Annotated in this window: 19 protein-coding genes; 6 read left to right on the forward strand and 13 right to left on the reverse strand. The window is 62.5% G+C overall.

The features are described 5' to 3' along the window. Positions 1 to 175 precede the first annotated feature (175 nt). Positions 176 to 1339, reverse strand: coding sequence for an acyl-CoA dehydrogenase family protein (locus G7068_RS06120; protein ID WP_166290271.1), 1164 nt, complete (start codon positions 1337 to 1339; stop codon positions 176 to 178). A gap of 23 nt (positions 1340 to 1362) precedes the next feature. Further along, entirely contained in the window at positions 1363 to 2514 is a 1152-nt protein-coding gene (locus tag G7068_RS06125; protein WP_166293031.1) for a CaiB/BaiF CoA transferase family protein, read from the reverse strand. 153 nt (positions 2515 to 2667) lie between these two features. On the opposite strand from G7068_RS06125, the gene G7068_RS06130 reads away from it, so the two are divergent. Further along, a complete protein-coding gene (locus G7068_RS06130; protein WP_166290273.1) occupies positions 2668 to 4173 on the forward strand; it encodes a PucR family transcriptional regulator in 1506 nt (501 codons plus the stop codon). On the opposite strand, the gene G7068_RS06135 is transcribed toward G7068_RS06130, so the two are convergent. Further along, positions 4170 to 4358: a hypothetical protein gene (locus G7068_RS06135; protein ID WP_166290275.1), complete on the reverse strand. Its 189-nt coding sequence runs from the start codon at positions 4356 to 4358 to the stop codon at positions 4170 to 4172. The genes G7068_RS06130 and G7068_RS06135 overlap by 4 nt on opposite strands. 195 nt (positions 4359 to 4553) lie before the next feature. On the opposite strand from G7068_RS06135, the gene G7068_RS06140 reads away from it, so the two are divergent. The 5 genes from G7068_RS06140 to G7068_RS06160 are packed head-to-tail and all read left to right on the forward strand — an operon-like array spanning position 4554 to position 10768. Continuing rightward, the gene (locus tag G7068_RS06140; RefSeq protein WP_166290277.1) at positions 4554 to 6185 is read left to right on the forward strand and encodes an ABC transporter substrate-binding protein; all 1632 of its coding nucleotides are present in this window, start codon (positions 4554 to 4556) and stop codon (positions 6183 to 6185) included. An 8-nt stretch (positions 6186 to 6193) separates the two neighbouring features. Beyond that, positions 6194 to 7159 (forward strand): ABC transporter permease, encoded by a 966-nt coding sequence (locus G7068_RS06145; protein ID WP_166290279.1) that lies wholly within the window; start codon positions 6194 to 6196, stop codon positions 7157 to 7159. Further along, positions 7156 to 8022: an ABC transporter permease gene (locus G7068_RS06150; RefSeq protein ID WP_166290281.1), complete on the forward strand. Its 867-nt coding sequence runs from the start codon at positions 7156 to 7158 to the stop codon at positions 8020 to 8022. Before G7068_RS06145 ends, G7068_RS06150 begins: the two co-directional genes overlap by 4 nt. After that, positions 8019 to 9614 (forward strand): ATP-binding cassette domain-containing protein, encoded by a 1596-nt coding sequence (locus tag G7068_RS06155; protein ID WP_244304726.1) that lies wholly within the window; start codon positions 8019 to 8021, stop codon positions 9612 to 9614. Before G7068_RS06150 ends, G7068_RS06155 begins: the two co-directional genes overlap by 4 nt. Continuing rightward, a complete protein-coding gene (locus G7068_RS06160) occupies positions 9611 to 10768 on the forward strand; it encodes a peptidase C39 family protein (RefSeq protein WP_166290283.1) in 1158 nt (385 codons plus the stop codon). The genes G7068_RS06155 and G7068_RS06160 overlap by 4 nt, the downstream gene beginning before the upstream one ends. A gap of 11 nt (positions 10769 to 10779) precedes the next feature. On the opposite strand, the gene G7068_RS06165 is transcribed toward G7068_RS06160, so the two are convergent. The 10 genes from G7068_RS06165 to G7068_RS06210 form a co-directional block, all read right to left on the reverse strand. Beyond that, positions 10780 to 11403, reverse strand: coding sequence for a DUF4232 domain-containing protein (locus G7068_RS06165; protein WP_166290285.1), 624 nt, complete (start codon positions 11401 to 11403; stop codon positions 10780 to 10782). A 26-nt stretch (positions 11404 to 11429) separates the two neighbouring features. Then, positions 11430 to 11948, reverse strand: coding sequence for an amino-acid N-acetyltransferase (locus G7068_RS06170; RefSeq protein ID WP_166290287.1), 519 nt, complete (start codon positions 11946 to 11948; stop codon positions 11430 to 11432). A gap of 113 nt (positions 11949 to 12061) precedes the next feature. Continuing rightward, positions 12062 to 14587, reverse strand: a complete 2526-nt coding sequence (locus G7068_RS06175; RefSeq protein ID WP_166290289.1) for an ATP-dependent Clp protease ATP-binding subunit — start codon at positions 14585 to 14587, stop codon at positions 12062 to 12064. Positions 14588 to 14807: 220 nt separating this feature from the next. Further along, on the reverse strand, positions 14808 to 15164 hold the full coding sequence (locus tag G7068_RS06180) for a YbjQ family protein (RefSeq protein ID WP_166290291.1): 357 nt from the start codon (positions 15162 to 15164) through the stop codon (positions 14808 to 14810). Between the two features lie 49 nt (positions 15165 to 15213). Further along, on the reverse strand, positions 15214 to 16695 hold the full coding sequence (cls, locus tag G7068_RS06185) for a cardiolipin synthase (protein WP_166290293.1): 1482 nt from the start codon (positions 16693 to 16695) through the stop codon (positions 15214 to 15216). 68 nt (positions 16696 to 16763) lie between these two features. After that, the gene (locus tag G7068_RS06190) at positions 16764 to 16943 is read right to left on the reverse strand and encodes a hypothetical protein (protein ID WP_166290295.1); all 180 of its coding nucleotides are present in this window, start codon (positions 16941 to 16943) and stop codon (positions 16764 to 16766) included. 49 nt (positions 16944 to 16992) lie between these two features. Then, a complete protein-coding gene (gene lysS / locus G7068_RS06195) occupies positions 16993 to 18564 on the reverse strand; it encodes a lysine--tRNA ligase (RefSeq protein WP_166290297.1) in 1572 nt (523 codons plus the stop codon). A gap of 49 nt (positions 18565 to 18613) precedes the next feature. Then, entirely contained in the window at positions 18614 to 19336 is a 723-nt protein-coding gene (locus G7068_RS06200; RefSeq protein ID WP_244304728.1) for a Rossmann-like and DUF2520 domain-containing protein, read from the reverse strand. After that, positions 19333 to 21087, reverse strand: coding sequence for a PH domain-containing protein (locus G7068_RS06205; protein WP_244304730.1), 1755 nt, complete (start codon positions 21085 to 21087; stop codon positions 19333 to 19335). Before G7068_RS06205 ends, G7068_RS06200 begins: the two co-directional genes overlap by 4 nt. Next, on the reverse strand, positions 21084 to 21608 hold the full coding sequence (locus G7068_RS06210; protein WP_166290299.1) for a PH domain-containing protein: 525 nt from the start codon (positions 21606 to 21608) through the stop codon (positions 21084 to 21086). The genes G7068_RS06205 and G7068_RS06210 overlap by 4 nt, the downstream gene beginning before the upstream one ends. Positions 21609 to 21614 lie beyond the last annotated feature (6 nt).

Consider the following 21614-nt stretch of genomic DNA (forward strand, 5'->3'; position numbering starts at 1 on the left):
GCCACCACCTCACTTATCTAATAACTCTACATGAAATAGAACTATTGAAAACACGAGATGGTTTGCCCGCCGGCGAGTGCGCCGCTAACCCACGAGCGCTCTAGATAATTACGCGCTGTTTTGTGGTGCACTCGCAGTTAAGCTGGTCACTCGCCACCGCGAACTCCCCTCGAAACTAGAACGCGGAGATGCCCGTCAGCTCGCGCCCGATCACGAGCTGGTGAACCTCGTCGGTTCCCTCGTAGGTGCGCACGGACTCGAGGTTCGCCATGTGACGCATCACCGGGAAGTCGCTCGTGATCCCATCACCGCCGAGGATCGAACGCGCCTGCGACGCGATCTTGATCGCCTCGCGCACGTTGTTGAGCTTGCCGACAGAAATCTGCCCGAAGGCGAGGTTGCCCGAGTCTTTCAGCCGCCCCAGGTGCAGCGCGAGCAGCAGCCCCTTCTCGTATTCAAGAAACATGTCGGCGAGCTGCGCCTGAATAATCTGTTTGCCACCGATCGGGCTGCCAAACACTTCGCGTGTTTGTGACCGCTCGACTGCAAGCTCGAGGCAGGAACGCGCCGCCCCCATGACGCCCCAGGCAATGCCGTAGCGGGCCTCGTTCAGGCACTCAAACGGCGCCGACAGCCCCTTCGCTTTGGGCAGCATCGCGTTGAGCGGAAGACGCACGTCGACAAACTCAAGGTCAGCCTGCAGGGACGCCCGCATGGAGAGTTTGTTGGCGATGGCCGTAGCGGTGAAGCCAGGGGTGTCTGTTGGCATCACAAACCCGCGAACAACACCCTCTTCGTCTTTTGCCCAGACCACACCAACCGCGGCAATCGTGCCGAGTCCGATCCAGCGCTTGGTGCCGTTGAGCACCCATTCTTCTCCCTCGCGGCGAGCCGTGGTGAGCATGGTGTTGGGATCGGATCCTCCCTGCGGTTCAGTCAGCCCGAAGAACCCAATTGCCTCACCCCGCCTCATCGCGGGGAGCCACTGCTGCTTCTGTTCCTCGGAGCCGAACTTGTGGATCGCACCCATCGTGAGCGATCCCTGCACCGAGAGCGCCGTGCGAAACCCCGAGTCGACGGCCTCAAACTCCATCGCGACGAGTCCGTAGGCAACCGACGACGCGTTGGGCAGGCCGTAGCCGTCCATGTACATGCCAAACGCACCAAACGCGCCAACCTCGGGTAGCAGTTCGCTGGGCGAGCGGTTTTCTTCAAACGCCTGATCGATGATCGGGGCGAGTCGCGTCTGCGCGAATTCGCGCGCCTTCAGCTGCCATTCGCGCTCTTCTTCCGTGACATAGTCGGCCACGTCGAAGAGTTGGTCGATAGTGGTGGGCATGGTGCTCCTGAGATTGGGTTCAGCTAGCGCGGCAGCCAGGTGGCACCCTGGTGCTCACCCACGCCTGGCGGAGGGGCTTGATAGTGCGGCGGAGTGAGCGAAAAATCGATCGGGGTGGCGATGGAGCGCAGCGTTTTTGTTGTTCCGTCGGGTGCGATCGCGGGGGTCTCCGCAATGACACCAAGCCCAAGAGACTCGGCCAGTTCAATCGCTTGCCCGATGGAATTGACCCGGCCAGCGGGAATGTTCGATGCGGTGAACGCTGTGATCCACTCCTCGGCCGTGCGCGAACGCAGCGGCACCTCAAGGGCGGCCCGCAGCGCGACCCTGTTTGCAACGCGCTCAGGGTTCGTGACGAATCGCGGATCCTGAGCCAACTCGGCGACCCCGAGAACTTCGCACAACCGCGCAAACTGCCCGTCTGTTCCTACCGCGAGTGCGATCGGCTGATCTGAGGCGTCGAGCGTTTCGTAGGGCGAGATCGAGGGGTGAGCATTACCCATGCGGGTCGGCGAGACCCCGGTTTCCAGCGTTGAGGAGGCCTGATTCGCCAGGGCCGACAGCAACGAGGTCAGCAGTGTGACCTTAACGTGCTGCCCGCGGCCGGCCGTTGGCAGTTCAGGAGTATCGCGGGCCCGCAGTGCGGCCTGGATTCCAATGACCGAGTTCAGGCCGGTGAGAATATCTACCAGCGCAACACCGACCTTCATGGGTTCGCCGCCCTGCTCACCGGTGATACTCATGAGACCACCGACGGCCTGCACCAACAGGTCATAACCCGGCAGATCTTTACCGGCAGCGTCGCCGAAACCCGAAATTGAGCAGTAGATAACACCGGGATTTTGCGCGGCCAGTTCTTCGTAACCGAGCCCGAACTTCTCCATGGTGCCCGGCTTGAAGTTCTCGATCACCACATCAGCGGTGCGCGCGATCTCGGCGGCACGGGCGAGCCCCTCAGCGTCTCGCAGATCGCACACGACTGAGCGCTTACCGCGATTGACGCCGGCAAAGTAGGTGCTCTGCCCCACGGCGTTGACGGGCGGGCTCCACTGCCGCGTCCCGTCACCCTCGGGGCTCTCAATCTTGATCACGTCTGCACCAAGATCCGCGAGGATCATCGTGGCGTGTGGGCCCGCGAGCACCCGCGAGAAATCGGCGACGCGGATACCGCTCATCGCCCCGACCGGACGTGTCTGCGCTGTACTTGCTTCTGGGCTCACGGGGGTTCCTCCAACTCGTTTGCTTCCGCCAGTCTACGGACACCCACCGACATCCCCCGAGCCGTCCTTGCATAGAGCCAGCAGAGAAGGCTGTGCAAGAATTGCCTCATGGTCGCCCTTTCTCAGCTGCTGGCTCTGCCCGATCTTGGGCTCCGCCTGCTTCAATCTGGGCCGGGTGATCCCGAGCTCAGCTGGGTGTCAACGACAGAGCTGCTCGATCTCAGCGAGTACCTTGAGGGTGGCGAAATCATACTCACCACAGGGCTCACGCTCGAGGCCGACGATCCCCGCTGGCGCGACTTCGTCGCGGTTCTCAGCAGGGCCCGGGTCGCGGGCATCGGGTTCGGGATCGGCGTCAACCACGACAGGGTTCCCGCTCCGCTCGTGAGCGCCGCCAGCGTCTACCGGGTAGCCCTCTTCGAGGTGCCACTGCCGGTGCCGTTTATCGCCGTGAGCAAGGCCATCGCTGAGCTCATGCGCGCTGATGAGCTGCGGGCTGCCCGTGGCGCCCTGCGGGCGCAGCAGAGGCTGCTCGATCGCTCGCGGGGAGACCAGGATCCGGCCGAGGTCTTGGCCAACATCGCCCAGGTAACGGGGCGCCAGCTTGGCCTCCTCGGCTCAGACAACACCGTGCTCGCGAGTACTGGGGGCTTCGCGAGCGTGCGCGATAGTGTCGGCACCGAGTACATCTCGCTCGATGCCGAGGGCTCGCTGCGGCTCGCGGTTGTTGGCGATACACCGCTCTCCCCAGAGGGCCGCTCGGTCATCGCCGCGGGATCCATGGTGCTCGGCATGGGGCTTCGCGGTGACCGTCTCGAGGAGACCCGCGAGCGCGAGCGCTGGGAGCGGTTTACCGCGGGATTGCTGAGTGGTCGCGAGCAGCCCCACAGTCTGGCGATCCTGAACCCTTCCCTTCAGCTGCCAGCCCTGGTTCGCGCAATTGCCGTGCAGGGCACTGCCGAAGACATCTCTGCGTGGCGCCACCGGCCCCGCAGCGGGCTCGACCGGCTCATCGCGGCTTCACAGTCTCCACCGCGAGCGGCCGGCCTGGCCCTGGCCTGGCAGCTGTGTGCCGACACGGATGCGGCGGTCGAGGGAGCACTCAAAGTGGCTGCAAACCATCAGCTCGACGCGGTGGTTGGGCGATCCGCACCTGTCACGAACACCGCACTGAGTTACCGATCCGCCAGCACTCGACTGCGGTCCCTCTCGGTGACGGCTCCGCTCTATACCGCTCCCCGAACACCAGTGGTGATCTGGGCGGATCGCGATACGCCGCTGCTCGACGCGTTGCTCAGCATGGGAGACCCTCAGGGAACCGAGGAAGGATCTCGGCGCAGGGCGCTCGGCGCGCATGTTCTCGGCCCGCTCTCACTTGCGAGTTCAGAACTCGCAGAGCACGAACGCCACATGCTGCGCGAGACCATGTCTGCCGTCTTTCAGGCTGATGGGCAGCGCGGGCCAGCTGCCACCGCGCTGGGCATTCACCGGAACACCCTTCGGGATCGACTGACCCGCATTGAACGACTTACGGAGCGATCACTGGCAGATGCCGATGACCGCTCCGAACTGTGGTTCGCCCTGCGTCTCGAAGAGATCGCGGACGAGGGTTAGGCTAACTTCGGCGCCCCTGGCGCCTCCGGTTTGCTCTCTGAGTGTGGCTCGTGAAGCGCGTGCAGCGCACCGTTCACGTCGCCGTGTAAGAAATCGTTGACAAGTTCATCGAGGGCGACCGACTCCCCAGTGCCCTGCAGAACCTCAACACGGATCCCGGTATCTTTTGCATGTTTCTTGTCCATGGGTTCAAGATAGACCCCATCATCAAGGTTGCGCATCACCTTTTTTGAACGGGTTTCTGGGTACTCTCAGCTAGCTTGCGATAATGGTCGCCTTTGCGAAATCGTTACGTTTGGTGTCAAAAGAATCCCCCGCGGTTTCTCGCGCTGTAATACGCTGACCACAGCTCACCCAATTTCACAAAGGAGTGAACCCACATGCAGAAGGTTCTGTCTCGTTCTCTGCGACGACGCATCGGCACCGCCGCCGCGCTCGTCGCAACGGCCGCGCTTGTACTCACAGGCTGCGCCACCTCCGGCTCATCTGGCGGTGACGCGGCTCCAGACGTCAAGCTGGTCGACACGGGCAAGGACATTGATCAGGTCACAGTGGCTTTTCCTGGATCACTGGCCAACCTGTACATCGGACAAGAGAGCGGCATCCTGAACTACAACCTCGCTGCAACGGTGCAGGAGGGGCTTGTTGGGCAGGACTCCAGCGGAAAAGTGGTTCCCGCGATCGCTGAGTCCTGGACGACACCAGACGACTCCACCTTCGTGTTCAAACTGCGCAAAGACGCCAGGTTCCAGAACGGGGATCCGGTCACCGCAGACGACGTGGTCTTCAGCATCAAACAGGCAGCGGATCCCGAGGCCTCACCCGGCATCTACTACTACCTAACGAACCTCGCCTCGGTCGAGAAGACCGGCGACGATGAAGTGACGGTGAAGAGCAAAACTCCCGACGCGACGTTCCTTGTTGGTCTCTCCAACGCTGGCGCGGTGGTCATCACACAGCAGAAGTTCTGGGAGGCGCACAAGGGAAACATCGGCACGAGCGACTCGCTGATCCTCGGCACCGGCCCCTACAAGGTCACTGAGTTCCAGCCTGATTCACACGTCACCCTGGAGCGCGTCGACACCTGGTGGGGTGGAGTGCCAAAGGCCAAGTCGATCCGGGTCAACTTCATTCCGGATGCAAACACTCGACTCGCGGCCGCCAAGAAGGGCGACATCGATATTGCGTTCAATGTGCCCATCAATCAGGCTGCCGAGTGGAGCAAGATCGATGGCATGCGCCTCGAGGCGCTCAACGATCTCTCGTATGTTGGGCTGCTCTTTGATCAGAACGTGAAGCCGTTCGATAACGTCGATGTTCGCACCGCTATCGCTGAGAGCATCGACCGCGATGCAATCGCAGACAAGCTGCTCCGCGGGTACGGCGAGAAGGCGACCGCGATCATGACGCCCGAGTCACTTTCGGCGGCGTACGACGGCAAGGAAGCCCGTAAGGAGCTCGCGAAAGTACCGCAGCATGACTTCGACCTCGACGCGGCGAAGAAGCTCCTGGCGGGCACCGACGCCAAGGGGCTCAAGACTGAGCTGACCTATCCGAACACGGGTCCGCAGCTCGGGATCGCCGCCCAGGCGATCGCAGAGAACCTCAAGAAGATCGGCATGGAGGTGACCGTCAAAGAGGTACCGATCGAAGAGTGGCTCGCCACCATCGGTGATGGCAAACACGGGCTCGGATTCATGTGGTACTTCTCGACGACGGGTGATCCGGCAGAGGTGAACGGCTACCTTCTCGGAGCCGACAACCCGAACGCCTTTAAGAGCGACGAGGCCACAAACCTCATCGCCGAGGCAAACGCCCTCGTTGATCCCAAGGAGCGGGCCCAGAAGCTCATCGAGCTGGAAACCCTCAATGCCAACGAAACGGTGAACGCACCGATCTGGTGGGGCAAGTCGCTCACGGCGTTCTCGAACACCGTCGGCGTCACCGACTACAGCCCCTACACCTTCACCGGTGTATGGGGAGCAAAGCTCTTCGCCGCTGAAGTGAAGTAGCCCGAACGGTGAGGGTCGGTCATCGCCTCACGAGAACGCTCACGCTGCGCATTGCCAGCGTCGTGTTGATCCTGCTCGTGATCTCATTCCTCTCTTTCACGCTGCTCTACCTTGCGCCGGGAGACCTTGTGAAGAATCTCCTCGGCAATCGCCCGAGCACACCCGCGGCCATCGAGGCAATCCGCGCTCAGTACCATCTCGATGACCCCTTTTTCGTTCGCTATCTCGACTGGCTGTTTTCTGCCCTGCGCGGCGATTTTGGGGTTTCAATCCGGCTCCAACAGCCGGTCACCAAGGTCATCGAGAGCAGGATCGGGGTCACCGCCGAACTCATCGGCTTCTCGTTCGTGTTGGCCCTGGTCTCGGCCGTGCCGCTGGGCATTTTGAGTGCTGCGCGCGCGGGCAAGCGCATCGACCGTGCGGCGAGCGCGGTTTCGCTCTTTGGGCTGTCAGCGCCGAGCTTTGCCCTTGCCATTCTAGCGATTTCGGTGTTTTCGCTTCTGATCCCCATTTTTCCCGCCTACGGAGCGGGCGACGAGGGCTTTGATCGGTTCTTGCACCTCGTACTGCCCTCCGTGGTTCTCGCCGCGGGTATCGGCGCCATCCTGATGCGCATGACCCGCGCTGCGGTGCTGCGCGAACTCGAGAGTGACGCCGTCACGTTCGCCAGATCGCGCGGCATCGCCGAGGCAAAGATCCAGCGCATCGCGCTGCGCGGGGCACTGATTCCGATTGTCACGAGTGCCGGGCTCATTCTGACCTTCATTATCGGTGGCACGATCATCGTGGAAACGGTGTTTGCGCTGCCGGGTCTGGGGCAACTGCTCGAGGAGGCCGTGCTGTTCAAGGATCTGCCGGTGGTGCAGGCCATCACCCTCCTTGTTGCGACGGCCATCGCGATCATCACCATTCTCGTGGACGTGAGCTACATGCTGCTCGATCCGCGAGTCAGAGCGAGGGAGCTCGTCGGATGAGTTCACAAACGACCCAGATTTCATTGCTCAATCGCGTGCGGGTCGCACCGGGCAAACCTCGAGACTGGAGCGTGATGGTCTCGGCGGTGTTTCTAACGCTCGTGGCGATCACGGCGGCTATCTCACCGTTTCTCACGGAGGCCGCGACCAATCAGAGCATTCTCGATTCGCTCCTTCCCCCGGGCTCTCCGGGGCATCCACTCGGCACCGATGAACTCGGTCGCGACATACTCATGGTCACCCTCGCCGGTACCGGCTCGGCCGTCGCGGGCCCCGTGGTGATCGCCATTGGATCGATGGTTCTCGCGATTCTCATCGGCACACTCGCTGGTTACCTGCGCGGCTCAGTCGATTGGGCCGTCGGGCGTGTGGTCGATATCTTGCTCGCGCTCCCAGTCATGCTTGTTGCCATTGTGGTCGCGGGTATTTTTGGGGCGGGGTACTGGGTCACCGTGTTTATGCTCGTGGCGCTTTTTGCCCCCTCCGACATTCGTATTGTGCGGGCGGGGGTCACTGAACAGGCCCCGAGACCCTACGTCGAAGCGGCTCAAATGCTATCGCTGTCACCCGCGCGGATCATGTACCGCCACACCGTGCCGAACGTGTGGCCGCTGATCATGACCAACTTCATGCTGAACCTCGCTATCGCACTGGTCACACTGTCGTCCCTGTCCTTCCTCGGCATTGGAGTCGCACCCGGCACCCCCGACTGGGGCCGCCAGATCACGGACGGCCGGGGCATCATGGGCGACAACCCCGCGATGATGGTCGTGCCAGCGATCCTCATTGTGCTCGTTGCCATGGCCATCAACGTGCTCGGCGACCACCTGGGTGAGCGCCTGCGAGAGCGGGGCATGCAGTGATCTTCAAAGACGCGAACACCGCACAGAACGCACAGGGAGTGCGGGTCACCGGCCTCCAGGTCGACAGTGACGAACGCACCATCGTGCAACCGTTTGATGCCACGGTTGTGCCCGGTGAGATGCTCGCGATAATCGGTGAATCAGGATCGGGCAAGTCGCTCACAGCCCGCGCGATCACAGGCCTGCTTCCCCGCGGCGTGCGCGCGACCGGGAGCGCCGCGATTGACGGGTTCGATTACGATCTCTCAGAGCAGTCGGCCGGGGTGTGGCGGGAGGTTCGCGGGCGGCGGGCGGTTCTGCTGTTGCAGGACCCCTTCACCAGTCTGAGCCCGGTGCTGCGCTGCGGCGAGCAGATCGCGCTTACGATCGAGGCGCGCACCGGCCGCTCCCCCGGGCGCGCGGCCATTCAGGCGGAGGTTGAGCGCCGGCTCGCCGAGGTGCAACTTCCAGCGCGCGTGGCGAAGATGTATCCGACCGAGCTCTCGGGCGGTATGCGACAGCGGGTGGCGATTGCGGCCGCACTTGCCGCTGAACCCCGACTGCTCATCGCCGACGAACCCACAACCGCACTCGACGCGAGCACCCAGGGTGAGGTGCTCGATTTGCTGCGCAGTCTGCAGCTCGCTCACCGCATGAGCCTGATCCTCATCAGCCACGACCTGGGTGTTATTGAGGGGCGAGCAGACCGTGTGTACGTGATGCGCAACGGCGAGGTCGTCGAGCAGGGTACCTCGGCAGAGGTGCTGCAGAACCCGCAGCACGAATACACGCGGGCCCTGATCGCAGCGAACCCCTCAATCTCTGACGCGGCCTCGGCTGTGCCAGCGGTAGCTGCAACGACCCCGCCGATCCTCGTTGCCACCGGCATCTCAAAATCGTTCGGTGCCACCGCAGCGCTGAGCGATGCGTCGCTTGAGGTCGCAGCCGGCGAGGTACTCGCGATTGTCGGGGAGTCAGGATCGGGCAAGTCGACGCTTGCTCGTTCGATTGCCGGGCTCGAAGTTCCCGACACCGGCACCGTCACGCTGCACGGCGCGCAGCTTCCGGCCGGGCGGCGCGGGCGTAAACCCGGGCAGATCCAGATTGTGTTTCAGGATCCGTACTCGACCCTCAACCCAACGTTCACCATCGGGCAGACACTTCAGGAGGCGCTGCGAGCGGGCAGTGACCGCACACGCACCGTGAAGGATCTCCTTGAGCTGGTTGAGCTTGATCCTGCGCTGGCAATGCGGCGTCCGTCACAGCTCTCGGGCGGTCAGCGCCAGCGGGTGTCGATAGCTCGGGCACTCGCCCCGAACCCTGACGTGCTGATCTGCGACGAGAGCGTCTCGGCGCTGGACGTTTCGGTGCAGGCACAGATTCTTGCTCTGCTCGCCAGGCTGCGTGACGAGCTGGGGCTTGCGATGCTGTTCATAACCCACGATCTTGGAGTTGTGGCGAGGATCGCAAACAACGTTGTCGTGCTGCGTAACGGTGAAATCGTCGAGCGCGGCGCAACCGAGCGTGTGCTGCGCGCCCCCGAGCACGAGTACACAAGGCTGCTTGTGGCGGCGGCGGAGCACGATAGCGTGCACAGAGAGGGACGGACATGAGCAAGAGCTTCACGGTCGAGACATTGCTGCATCACGAGGCGGCACTACCCGCGGATTTGGCAGCGAAAATCTCACCCGAGCGACGTGCCCTCTGGGAGGTGGAGCGGCAGCTCTGGACACCTCGTGCCTATATTTCTGCCAGTGGCAGTGTGCGCGGTGCGGTCCTCACAGTGGGGCGACCGCACACCGCCTACCGCAAGATCGTGGATGTGGTCGTTGTTGACGACTCCAACCCGGGCGACCCCGTTGCCGCACTGGCTGTCTGGGCCACGCTTGTTGACGCGGCGAGGGACGACGTGCCTGACGTGGATGCGAGTCACCCTGTGCCGCTCGTAGTTCATTTTGAAGAGCACCTGCAGATCGCGCCCCTCTCGCAAAGGTATCGGGACCAGCTTGAGGTGCTGGGGTTCTCCCCCGCACCACGACCGGTGCCCTCGATTCCCAGCACTCGCGACGGCGACTCTAGCGAGGTCGCAGCGTGGACCTGGTGGCGCGACGAGCGCCCAACACGCCTCGCACCTTACTACGGCCAAACGACCGAGGTCACCTGCGGCGCTGTCGCCTCGCTTATGGCGCTCGAGTTGCTCGGGGCAAAGGGCTTCGATCCACACAGCCTCACCGAAAACCGGGCCGCCGAGATCACCTTCTGGCGTAAGGCAACGAACCTGCCTGCTTGCGAACCGATCGCGCTAGCCGTCGAGATCGCGAAGTCGGGAGGCTCGCTGCTGTCGGGTCTCCCCCGTGTCATCCTCAGCACCGACGAGCCCGTGCTGCTTGAGGAGTTTGCCTCAGACGAGGCTGAAACCATGCTGCGCACCGACCTGCAACGCGAATCCCTGCGGCAGGCGCAGGAGTTGGGCATCCCGATTGAGCGGCGCTGGATCGAGGTTGAAGAGATCGCGGAGTTCGTGCGGGCAGGCGCGCAGGTGCTGTTGCTCATTGATCTCACGGAACTGATCGCCGATCCGACTCCACATTGGGTGCTCGCGAGCGATGTGGTTGGCGACAACTTGATCGTCTCGGATCCCTGGGTGCACTACCCGAACGGCGAGACGTGGGTGGACACGTTTGCACTGCCGATCCCGCTCACCGGCGTGGACTTGGTTACGCGCTGGGGTGATCCCAGCTATCGCGGAGTTGTTGTGCTGCCCTGAATGGCAGATGCCTAGTTCAGAATGAACGGCGCCGTCTCTGCACCGGTCACACCGGCGGCAGTAGCCTGCAAGTGATATGTGGCACCGCCAGCAACAACGGGCTCGCGGCTCACATCGCAGGTGTCTTTACTGGAGCGGGTGCGATCCCACGAGATGGCTTCGCTCTCAACGGGTTTGCCGGGGTCGAGGATCACCGCCGTGTTTTTGGGGTCAGTCTGGCAGTCGACGGAGTTCCACACTTTATCGTCGCCGCTGGAAATAACGAATTGCATTCCGGCGGTGCCCAGGTCTGCCGTGCACGCTTTAGACCCGGTGTTCTCGACCGAGAGTGAGATCTCTGGGAGCTCACCCTCAGCGTAATCGGACTTATCCGTGATCGCATTGACTCGCAGCTGGGCGGAATTGCAGGGCTGCGGATCCTTGCTCGCCTTCGCATCGTCAGTGGCGGTTGTCGTTGCGATGTCCGACGGCACCTTGACGTCAGAGGCCTGGTCTGGGGTGTCGCTCGATCCTGGCTTCACGATGATGAGCACAATCACGGCGATCACCGCGAGCAGTCCGGCGAGCACCAGAATTCTCCGCCTGATGTAGACCTTGCGGTCTTTGGGGCCCACGGGATCTCGCAGCGTCGACATAGCGCCAGCGTAACCTTGATCTGACGCTAAAGGCGCTTCAGCATCCGCGTGTTGCCAAGGGTGTTTGGCTTTACACGGGCTAAGTCCAGGAACTCCGCGACACCCTCGTCACTCGACCGCAACAGCTCGGTGTACACATCGGCGGCCACGAGCGACGTGTTTTCGCTCACGATTTCAAACCCGTTGCGGGTGAAGAAGTCGATCTCGAAGGTCAGGCAGAAGAGCTGGGTCAGCCCAAGGTCGGCCGCTCGGGCCTCAAGCGCCTGCAACAACCTGCGCCCGACCCCGCGTCCGAGCACCTCTTCGGAAACACCGAGGGTGCGAACCTCGCCGAGTTTGTCCCACATCACGTGGACGGCACCGTAGCCAACAACCCGGTCATCGGCCGTGGTCGCCACCAGAAACTCGGGTACAGCCCCATAGAGGTCGACCAGGTCTTTACCAAGTAACACGCGTCGAGCAACGAGAGGTTCCATCAGCTCGACCATGCGCGGCACATCGCTTGTGCGCGCGGTGCGGATCTGAATCTCTGGGGTGTCACTCATGCGTTCAAGCTTATGGCAGCCTTCCTCTGCAGAAATCCCACGGCTGGTCGCCACCAAAACGAACGTGGGCCCACCGCCGAAGCGATGGGCCCACGATTCCGTCTAGCAGAGAACTACTCAGTGACTCCCGGTGTAGCAGCGGTCGAGGCGACGGCAGCCGCGGCAGAAGCCGAGGTCTCGCCGTGAGCCTTTTCAGCGCTGCGGTTGGTTGTGAAGGTGAACTCACCATCAACAAGATCAACCTTTACGGTGTCACCCGCCAGCAGCTCAGCACCGAGGATCTTCTCGGAGAGACGATCCTCAATCTCGCGCTGGATCGCACGGCGCAGCGGACGGGCACCGAGTGTCGGGTCGTACCCGATCTCTGAGAGCCGCTCGCGCGCAGCGGGCGACACCTCAATGTGCATGTCGCGATCGAGCAGGCGGTCCTTCAGCTGCTTCACGAAGAGGTCAACGATCTGCAGCAGTTCGGGCTTCGAGAGCTGCGGGAACACGATCGTGTCGTCAACACGGTTCAAGAACTCGGGCTTGAAGTGCTTCTTCAGCTCCTCGTTCACCTTGCCGCGCATCGTGTCGTAACCGATCTGGCTGTCGCCCTCGATCTGGAAGCCGACGGGGCCACCAGCGATCGCGGTCGAGCCGAGGTTGGTCGTCATGATGATGACGGTGTTCTTGAAGTCGATCACGCGACCCTGGCCGTCGGTGAGGCGACCCTCTTCGAGCACCTGCAACAGCGAGTTGAAGATATCGGGGTGAGCCTTCTCGATCTCGTCGAACAGCACCACGGAGAATGGCTTGCGGCGTACCTTCTCGGTGAGCTGGCCACCCTCTTCGAAGCCAACGAACCCGGGAGGCGCACCGAAGAGGCGCGACACGGTGTGCTTCTCGCCGTACTCCGACATGTCGAGGGAGATCAGCGCGTCCTCGTCATCGAACAAGAACTCGGCGAGTGCCTTCGCGAGCTCGGTCTTGCCGACACCCGTGGGTCCGGCGAAGATGAACGAGCCCGAGGGGCGCTTCGGATCCTTCAGTCCTGCACGCTGACGGCGGATCGTCTTCGCGAGTGCCGAGATGGCCTCGTTCTGCCCGATCACACGCTGGTGCAGCGCCTCTTCCATGAAGCGGAGACGGCTGGTCTCTTCTTCAGTGAGCTTGAAGACGGGGATGCCGGTCGCCTGTGCAAGCACCTCGGCGATCAGGCCCTCATCGACCTCGGCCTTGGTCTCGACATCACCCGAGCGCCACTGCTTCTCGAGGCGCAGACGCTCAGCAATCAGTTTCTTCTCTTCGTCGCGCTTGTTAGCTGCGCCCTCAAAGTCCTGCTGCTCGATCGCCATCTCTTTGTCGGCGCGAACAACCGCGATCTTCTCGTCGAACTCGCGCAACTCGGGTGGGCTCGACAGGATCGAGAGTCGCAGACGTGCACCGGCCTCGTCGATCAGGTCAATTGCCTTGTCGGGCAGGAAGCGATCCTGCACGTAACGATCGGCCAGGTTGGCAGCAGCAACGATGGCGCCGTCGGTGATTGATACCTTGTGGTGCGCCTCGTAGCGGTCGCGCAGACCCTTCAAGATGTTGATGGTGTGCGGCAGCGACGGCTCAGCGACCTGGATCGACTGGAAACGGCGCTCGAGCGCGGCATCCTTCTCGAAGTGCTTGCGGTACTCGTCGAGTGTGGTCGCACCAATGGTCTGCAGCTCACCACGAGCAAGCATCGGCTTCAGGATGTTGGCCGCATCGATAGCGCCCTCTGCGGCACCCGCACCAACGAGCGTGTGGATCTCATCGATGAAGATGATGATGTCGCCGCGGTTGCGAATCTCCTTGGTGACCTTCTTCAGGCGCTCCTCGAAGTCACCACGGTAACGGCTACCCGCGATCATCGAACCCAGGTCAAGCACGTACACCTGCTTGTCCTTCAGCGTCTCGGGAACTTCACCCTTCACAATCGCCTGTGCGAGGCCCTCGACCACGGCGGTCTTACCGACGCCGGGCTCACCGATCAGCACGGGGTTGTTTTTGGTGCGGCGCGAGAGGATCTGCATGACCCGCTCGACCTCTTTTTCGCGGCCGATAACGGGGTCAAGCTTGCCCTCGCGAGCGGCCTGGGTCAGGTTACGACCGAACTGGTCGAGCACCTGCGATCCCTTAGCTTCGCCCTGCGCCTCGGGAGCACCGACGGTCGCGCTCTCTTTACCGGCTTGGTAGCCGGAGAGCAGCTGGATCACGGTCTGGCGTACGCGGTTGAGATCAGCACCGAGCTTCACGAGCACCTGAGCTGCAACGCCCTCACCCTCGCGGATAAGACCGAGCAGAATGTGCTCCGTGCCAATGTAGTTGTGGCCAAGCTGCAGCGCTTCGCGCAGGCTGAGCTCCAGCACCTTCTTCGCGCGCGGCGTGAAGGGGATGTGACCCGCTGGCGGCTGCTGGCCGGTGCCGATGATGTCGGTCACCTGGGCACGTACAGCGTCAAGGGAGATTTCAAGCTGCTCAAGGGCCTTGGCGGCAACGCCTTCACCCTCGTGAATGAGACCAAGCAGTATGTGCTCGGTGCCAATGTAGTTGTGGTTCAGCATCTTCGCCTCTTCTTGGGCGAGGACGACGACGCGACGAGCGCGGTCAGTGAATCTCTCGAACATCTTTACCTCCCTGCGGTACCCGTGCACGGATAGGGCACCGCCGTTGAAATAAGGCTACGGGTTGATTCGGGATCACGGGGAATTGTTCGCCGCAGGCGTGACGGGGGTTGACACGTGATGTCTGGTTGGGCCAGGTTATCCATAAGCCATGTCTATCCGAGTTCAGCCGTCGGTGGCAGGCAACAAAAAGGGCCGCCCGAAGGCGGCCCTAATATTGCAACTAGCTCTGTGGCTGAGTCGGATTCGCCGGTGCCTCTCCAGCGATTGGCTCGATAACCACGGCGGTACCGTAGGCACAGAACTCGGTGAAGTTGCCAATCGATCCCGAGTCGAATCGCATCGCGACGACCGCGTTTGCGCCGCGGGCCTGCGCCTCGCCCCACATGCGGTTCATAACTTCCCAGCGCGATTCGTAGATGACCTTTGTGTACTCCGGCATCTCGCCGCCACCGAGGGCGCGGAAGCCTGCGGTGAAGTTCTGGCCGAAGTTGGCGGAGCGAACAGTGAGGCCCATGACCTCACCCAAGACCTGCGTGATTCGGTACCCCGGTACATCATTGGTGGTGACTGCAAACATGTGATGGTTTCCTTTCAGTTGACCCCCACGTAAGTTTTACACCCACACGCTATTGCAAAGCTGAGGTGAGCCTGGCGAGTCCATCGAGTAGCTGCGAACGCAGGGGTTGCTTCGACCACTCCTCAATCGTGAGCTCCCGCGAATTGGCCCGGTAGTAATCGTTGACCTCATCGAGATCACTCACGAAACTCTCGCCGTGTACGACCATCGAGATCTCCATGTTGAGCCCAAACGAGCGCTGATCCATGTTCGACGATCCGACCACAGCTACCGCCTCGTCAACGGTGAAGTGCTTCGAGTGCAGAATGTAGGGCGGTTTGAACATCCAGATGCGCACACCCGCGCGCAGAATCTCTTCGTAGTAGGAGCGCTGTGCGTGATACACAACCGCCTGGTCTCCGGTCTCGGAGACAAAGAGCTCGACCTCAACACCGCGCGCGGTCGCCGCGCGCAGAGCGTTCATGATCGAGCCATCAGGCACAAAGTAGGGGCTCGTGATGCTGATCCTGCGTCGCGCGGAATAGAGCAGCGCAACAAACACCTGCAGGTTGTTCTCACCCTCGTAGCCCGGTCCGCTCGGCACGATCTGGCACTCAAGTTCACCCGGCTGTTCCACCGAGATGCTCTCCTCGGCGAGGTGTGTGAGGTACTCCCCCGTTTCGAGGTACCAGTCACCCTGGAACACCGCTTCGAGGCCGAGCACAATCGGACCCTCAACCCGCACCATCAGGTCTTTCCAGTGCAGGCCACGCCGTTTGTTGGAGGCCTTGTTGTAGCTTGAGTCAACGAGGTTCTGTGACCCCATGAATCCGACCTTGCCGTCGACCACCAGCAGCTTGCGGTGGTTGCGCAGATCCGGGCGCTGGTATTCCCCGCGCCACGGCCGCACCGGCAGCATGTAGGACCAGTCGAGGCCGATGTCTTTGAAACTCTGCACGGTCTTCTTTGCGCCGGGGTTTCGCACGGCCGAAACGTGATCCAGCAGCACACGAACCTTCACACCGCGCTCCACGGCCTCGCGCATTGCGGCGAACACGTCATCGGTCGTCTCGTCGTGAACGAAGATGTAAAACTCGACGTGAACGTATTCAGTGGCGGAACGGATCGCGGCGGCCATCTGGGCGAAAGAACCCTCGTAGTCGATGCAGATCGTCGCGGTGTTGCCAAGCAGCATCGGCTGGGCACCAAGAGAGCGTCCGAGCTGCACGGCGCTCGCGAGCCCCTCTTGCAGCTGATCCACGGGCGCCACCAGGCTGTTGTCCTCGCGATCGGCAACCTCGGACACAAACTTGTTGATGTCTTCTTGTTTGCGCTCGCGACTCTTCGGGAGCCGTTTACTCCCGATGATCAGGAACAGCAGCAGCCCGGGCACCGGCAAGAAAAAGATCGCCATAAGCCAGGCCATACCCGCCGTCGGGCGCCGGTTACGCGGCACCACAAACAGGGCGACAATTCGAATGATGTTGTCGACAACAAAGAACCCGAACGTCGAAATGTACGGCCAGCTGTTCACCAACCAGGTGAGATCCATTGCGGCTCCCTCCCGTTTAGTGATTCGCCGTATTGCTGAGAATCACTCTATCGGTCGCGGGAGCAAGTTTAGGAGTCTTCGCGGATCGGCAGACCCGCTTTAATGCGCTCCTCGTTTTCAATCTCGCGGAACACCCGTCGCTCAGTGCGATCCGCACGCAAGATCAGACGCAACACCATCCAGAAGAAGAGCCCGATCAACACGGTCGGAGTGAGCGACCAGATCGCATTCAACCACCAGTTATCCATAAGCACTCACTCTACTTTGCTTCCCTCCACGGCTCCTGGGCAATTGCCGCTATTTGACGAGCGGGAACAGGATGGTCTCTCGGATCCCGAGCCCCGTAAGGGTCATGAGTAGGCGATCCATACCCATGCCCATGCCGCCGGAGGGTGGCATGCCGTGCTCGAGCGCGCGCAAGAACTCCTCGTCGACGCCCATGGCCTCAACGTCACCCTTCGCAGCCTGTGCCGCCTGCTCCACAAAACGCTCGCGCTGCACGACAGGATCAACGAGCTCGGAGTAGCCGGTGGCGAGCTCAAAGCCGCGCACGTAGAGATCCCACTTCTCAACAACACCCGGGATCGAGCGGTGGTGACGCGTGAGCGGGCTCGTCTCGACGGGAAAGTCCATGACGAAGGTCGGACGGGTGAGGCCATCCTTTACAAAGTGCTCCCACAGCTCCTCAACGAGCTTGCCGTGGTTCGGCAGGTGCACCTCGACGCCCTCTGCGTCGGCAAGCTTCTGCAGCTCGTCAACCGAGGTTTCGGGTGTGATCTCGCGACCAGCGGCCGCAGAGAGCGTGCCGTACATCGAGATGCGCTCCCACTCGCCACCGAGGTCAAAGAGTGTGCCGTCGGCCCACTCCACAGTGTGGGTGCCCTCGCGCTCGGTGCCGACGTTAGCGGCGAGCGCGGCGTTCTGAATCAGCTCCTGCGTCAGATCGGCGATGCCGTTGTAGTCGGTGTAGGTCTGGTATGACTCAAGCATCGCGAACTCGGGGCTGTGCGTGGAGTCTGCACCCTCGTTGCGGAAGTTGCGGTTGATCTCGAAGACCCGCTCGAGCCCGCCGACAACGGCGCGCTTGAGGTAGAGCTCGGGGGCGATCCGCAGGAACAGCTCGGTGTCGAAGGCGTTCGAGTGGGTCACGAACGGGCGCGCGGAGGCACCGCCGTGCATCGTCTGCAGCATCGGGGTTTCGACCTCGATGAAGTCGTGATCGGCGAAGGTCTGCCGCAGGCTCGCCATTGTGCGGGCGCGAGTGACGACGTTGCGACGGGCCTGCTCGCGCTGAATCAGGTCGAGGTAGCGCTGGCGAACCCGCGTCTCCTCGTTCAGATCGGTGTACAGGTTTGGCAGCGGCGCAATCGCCTTCGCCGCGATCCGCCACTCACGGGCCATGATCGACAGCTCACCGCGACGGCTCGAAATCACCTCGCCAGAGACGAACAGGTGGTCGCCGAGATCAACAAGCTCCTTGTATGCGGCAAGCGATTCTTCGCCAACCTCGGCAAGGCTCACCATGACCTGGATCCGCTCTCCGTTGCCAGCCTGCAGCGTTCCGAAGCAGAGCTTGCCGGTGTTGCGCTGGAACACCACACGCCCAGCGATCCCAACCGTCTCGCCGCTCTCGGCACCCGCTTCAAGGTGACCCCACTTCGCGCGAACCGCGGGGATCGTCGCCGTAACGGGAACTGCCACCGGGTAGGCGCCACCCGCTAGATCGCCGGCCGCGTTCAGCCGGTCCCGCTTCTCCAGGCGCACGCGCTTCTGCTCGAAGATTTCTTCCGCGCTCACTTCTGGGGCGCTGGTCTCTTCACTCGCGTTGCTCTCGGCGTTTGCGCTGCTGGCTGCGGTCTGCTCGCTCATTTGGGCGGGTTCCTCCGTTGATTTGGCGTACCCGACCATCCTACGGGGCTTAACTCAGTTCAATCCCGCTGGGACCAGGATCTGCGACGGCTCGAAGCAATTCTTCTTCCATAGCCGCGCGAAGCACTCCCCCGACTGCACGATCCGGGCGTTCGATCCCGATGGATCGCAGCGCGTCGGTTGTCTGCCGCACGACGGCTTGCGACAGCTCCGCAGCTGCGAGCATCGCGTCTGCATACGCTGGGCGATCCTGCTCGCTCACAATGATGGGCTCTGCCCCCATCTCGACCGCGAGGGCCTGTCCGATCGGCAGCACGGGGGCTGGTGCCGTCACCGCAATCGTCGCCTCACTCAAACGGGTGAGGTCGAGGCTGGTGCCAGTGAACACAATCGCGGGGTGCAGGGCCAACGGGATCACTCCCGCGGCGAGCGCGGGAGCGAACACCCCGATGCCGTGTTCAGGGGCGGTGTGGATCGCAAGCTGTCCCGGTTGCCAGGCACCGGTCGCCGCGAGTCCGGCGACAAGACCGGGCAGCTCCGATCCTGGAATCGCGATCAAAACGAGCTCGGAGCGACGCACAACTTCTGCGACCTCGAGAATGGGGACTCCGGGGAGCATGCTCTCAGCGCGCTCCCGGCTCGTCTCGCTGACTGCGCTGATGCCGGTGATGGCGTGGCCTGCACCGGCAAGCGCCCTCGCGAGCACCGGGCCGACACGCCCCGCCCCGATAATGCCGACACCAAGGCGGGAGGCTTCGCGATCCGGATTCACTGTGGGTCTCCACTCTGCTCTGCGGGATAGGCAACGCCGCTCTGCGGGACTTCTTGCGTCGGCTCCACCATCTGCGATGCCTGCTTTCGTTCGGCGCGCTCCGCAGCTTCGGCTCCCTGTACTCGCAGCACCGTCGCGGCGAGGAAGTCGAAAGCGGCTCGTGCGTCTTTCAGGGCCAGCCCGCGCATCTCCATGCGCACCGGTCCCAGAACCGTGTGCGCCTGCACCGAGGCGAGCCCCAGCATGCGGTGCACAAGCGGTCGCCGCAGCTGCACCGACTGGGAGCGAACGATCGGCATGAGCGAGAGTGAGCGCGTGAGCACACCCCGCCTGATACGCAGTGTGGAGTTACCGAGCTCGTCATCAGGTCCGAGGCCGTCGACACGCATACCCGCGCGTTTGCGCCCCCACCACAGCACCCATCCGGCACGCGGCCCGGCACCGAGGTATCCCTTTCCGGATCCGGTCAAGGCGTCGCGCAACGCCTCGATTTCGGCGGTGTTTTCACCGACTCCGGGCAGTAGCGTGTCGATGACACGCAGCACGTCGTCTTCGAACCCGACGGGCAGCACCACGTTCTGAGTGGCATTCTGCCCTCCCTGCGCGACGGAGTGACCGGCGAGCGTGATCCTCACCTTCCACCACTTTGCCGGGCGCCACAGCAGCGGCTGACGGGCCTCAATAGCGTGGATTCTGCCGAAGGGGATGGTCTCGGTTGCGGTAGCCGTGAGCCCGGCGCCCGTTCGAACCGCGTCACTGCTGCGCGACAGCGTGAAGTTGAAGCCCTTGTTGAACTGGGAGAAGACGATTCCGAACATCACAATGGCCATGGGAATAATGCCAACAAGAATCGCGAGTTCGAGGGTGGCCCCCAGCACCACGATCGCGATGACGATCGCGACGGCTATGACGGCTTCCCAGCCGAGAGCAATGCTGCCGATCAAACGGCCGACCGGCACCTTCACCAGCGTATTTGCGGCGAACGCCTCAGGATCGACATCCGCATCAGCGAAGGTCTGCGCGCGCTCGGTGAGTTTGCCGCTCGCTTCGCCATACACGTAGCCGTCGTAGCCGACCACGGGAGGCGCCTGCACGTCGGCGGTGCGGTTCGGCGCGACCCCGTCGCGCTTGTGCGCGGCGCGCTGCAGAATCTGTTCACGTACAGTTTTGGCGTCGCGATGGCCGAGGTAGGCCAGCTCAACTTTTCCGCCCTGGCCAGCGGTGAGCACGTCAATTTTGGTCAGCCCGAGGGCCCTGGCAAGGAGTGGCCGCTGCAGGTTTACGCTTTGGATACGCTCGAGCGGAGCACGCCGGTGATTCCGAAAGACGACACCGCTGCGCGCTTCGACCGCCTCATCTGAAATGCGGTAAGTGTGGAAGCGCCACGCAACCCACGAGAACAGCACAATCAGCAGGATCACAACGATCGCGGCGCCAAGGGCGACAAGCAGTAGGCCCTGCTTCTCGAGGAAGGTGAACATGTCTTGCTCACTCACCATGCCCTCAAGGTCACCGCTCTCGCGCAGCTGGTTCGCAAAAAAGAACTCGATAAAACGATCGCGGAAGTTGGCGACGATGATGCCACCAACAACGAGCAGGGCGAGTCCGCCTCGCAACAGTGGAGAGAGCGGGTGCAGTCTGCGCCAGCCCTCGGCATCCGCGGTTCCAGGGAGCGCAGGATCTTGCGCAGCCTCATAAGCCTCCGTGCCAGTTGGCAGGTCGCCGTTGCTCGGCGCGGGGAGGTCGGTCACAGCCCTGACCGCCGTGTCTCGGCAAGCACCACAAGGCGATCTCGAAGCTCTTCAGCCTCTGCGGCAGGCAGACCTGGCAGGTTGACGCCGGTGGCGATCGAGGCAGTCACAAATTTCAATGTCGAAAGCCCAAGCGCGCGCAACAGAGGCCCCCGGTTGACGTCAACGAGCTGCAATCGCCCGTAAGGCACCGCGACGATCCGCTCAAACATGATGCCACGACGGAACAGCAGGTCGTCTTTACGGAGCTTGTAGCCGATTGCTTTCACGCGACGGAAGGCCAGAAGCGCGTTGATGAGCAGCGCCAACGCCACTGCCGGGATCGCGATGAGCGGGAACAGCGGCACATCACCCTCTGTGCCAACAAACACAACAACAAAGGCTGCGCAGACGGCGAGCACCAACAGCAGGTTCAACGCGAGATCGGCCCAGGCGTACTTCGAAGAAACTCGCTGCCAGGGCTGTTCGTTGTCTGCCCCGGCATCTGAGCGGGCAGCCTGCCCAAGTGTGTCCGCGTTCATAGCCTC

It is taken from the genome of Leucobacter viscericola (assembly GCF_011299575.1).
Classification (GTDB): domain Bacteria; phylum Actinomycetota; class Actinomycetes; order Actinomycetales; family Microbacteriaceae; genus Leucobacter; species Leucobacter viscericola.

Coding starts and splice junctions, on each gene's coding strand:
- G7068_RS06120 (WP_166290271.1), bottom strand. CDS start 1,339: ATGCCCACCACTATCGACCAACTCTTCGACGTGGCCGACTATGTCACG.
- G7068_RS06125 (WP_166293031.1), bottom strand. CDS start 2,514: ATGAGCGGTATCCGCGTCGCCGATTTCTCGCGGGTGCTCGCGGGCCCA.
- G7068_RS06130 (WP_166290273.1), top strand. CDS start 2,668: ATGGTCGCCCTTTCTCAGCTGCTGGCTCTGCCCGATCTTGGGCTCCGC.
- G7068_RS06135 (WP_166290275.1), bottom strand. CDS start 4,358: ATGGACAAGAAACATGCAAAAGATACCGGGATCCGTGTTGAGGTTCTG.
- G7068_RS06140 (WP_166290277.1), top strand. CDS start 4,554: ATGCAGAAGGTTCTGTCTCGTTCTCTGCGACGACGCATCGGCACCGCC.
- G7068_RS06150 (WP_166290281.1), top strand. CDS start 7,156: ATGAGTTCACAAACGACCCAGATTTCATTGCTCAATCGCGTGCGGGTC.
- G7068_RS06160 (WP_166290283.1), top strand. CDS start 9,611: ATGAGCAAGAGCTTCACGGTCGAGACATTGCTGCATCACGAGGCGGCA.
- G7068_RS06165 (WP_166290285.1), bottom strand. CDS start 11,403: ATGTCGACGCTGCGAGATCCCGTGGGCCCCAAAGACCGCAAGGTCTAC.
- G7068_RS06170 (WP_166290287.1), bottom strand. CDS start 11,948: ATGAGTGACACCCCAGAGATTCAGATCCGCACCGCGCGCACAAGCGAT.
- G7068_RS06175 (WP_166290289.1), bottom strand. CDS start 14,587: ATGTTCGAGAGATTCACTGACCGCGCTCGTCGCGTCGTCGTCCTCGCC.
- G7068_RS06180 (WP_166290291.1), bottom strand. CDS start 15,164: ATGTTTGCAGTCACCACCAATGATGTACCGGGGTACCGAATCACGCAG.
- cls (WP_166290293.1), bottom strand. CDS start 16,695: ATGGATCTCACCTGGTTGGTGAACAGCTGGCCGTACATTTCGACGTTC.
- G7068_RS06190 (WP_166290295.1), bottom strand. CDS start 16,943: ATGGATAACTGGTGGTTGAATGCGATCTGGTCGCTCACTCCGACCGTG.
- lysS (WP_166290297.1), bottom strand. CDS start 18,564: ATGAGCGAGCAGACCGCAGCCAGCAGCGCAAACGCCGAGAGCAACGCG.
- G7068_RS06210 (WP_166290299.1), bottom strand. CDS start 21,608: ATGAACGCGGACACACTTGGGCAGGCTGCCCGCTCAGATGCCGGGGCA.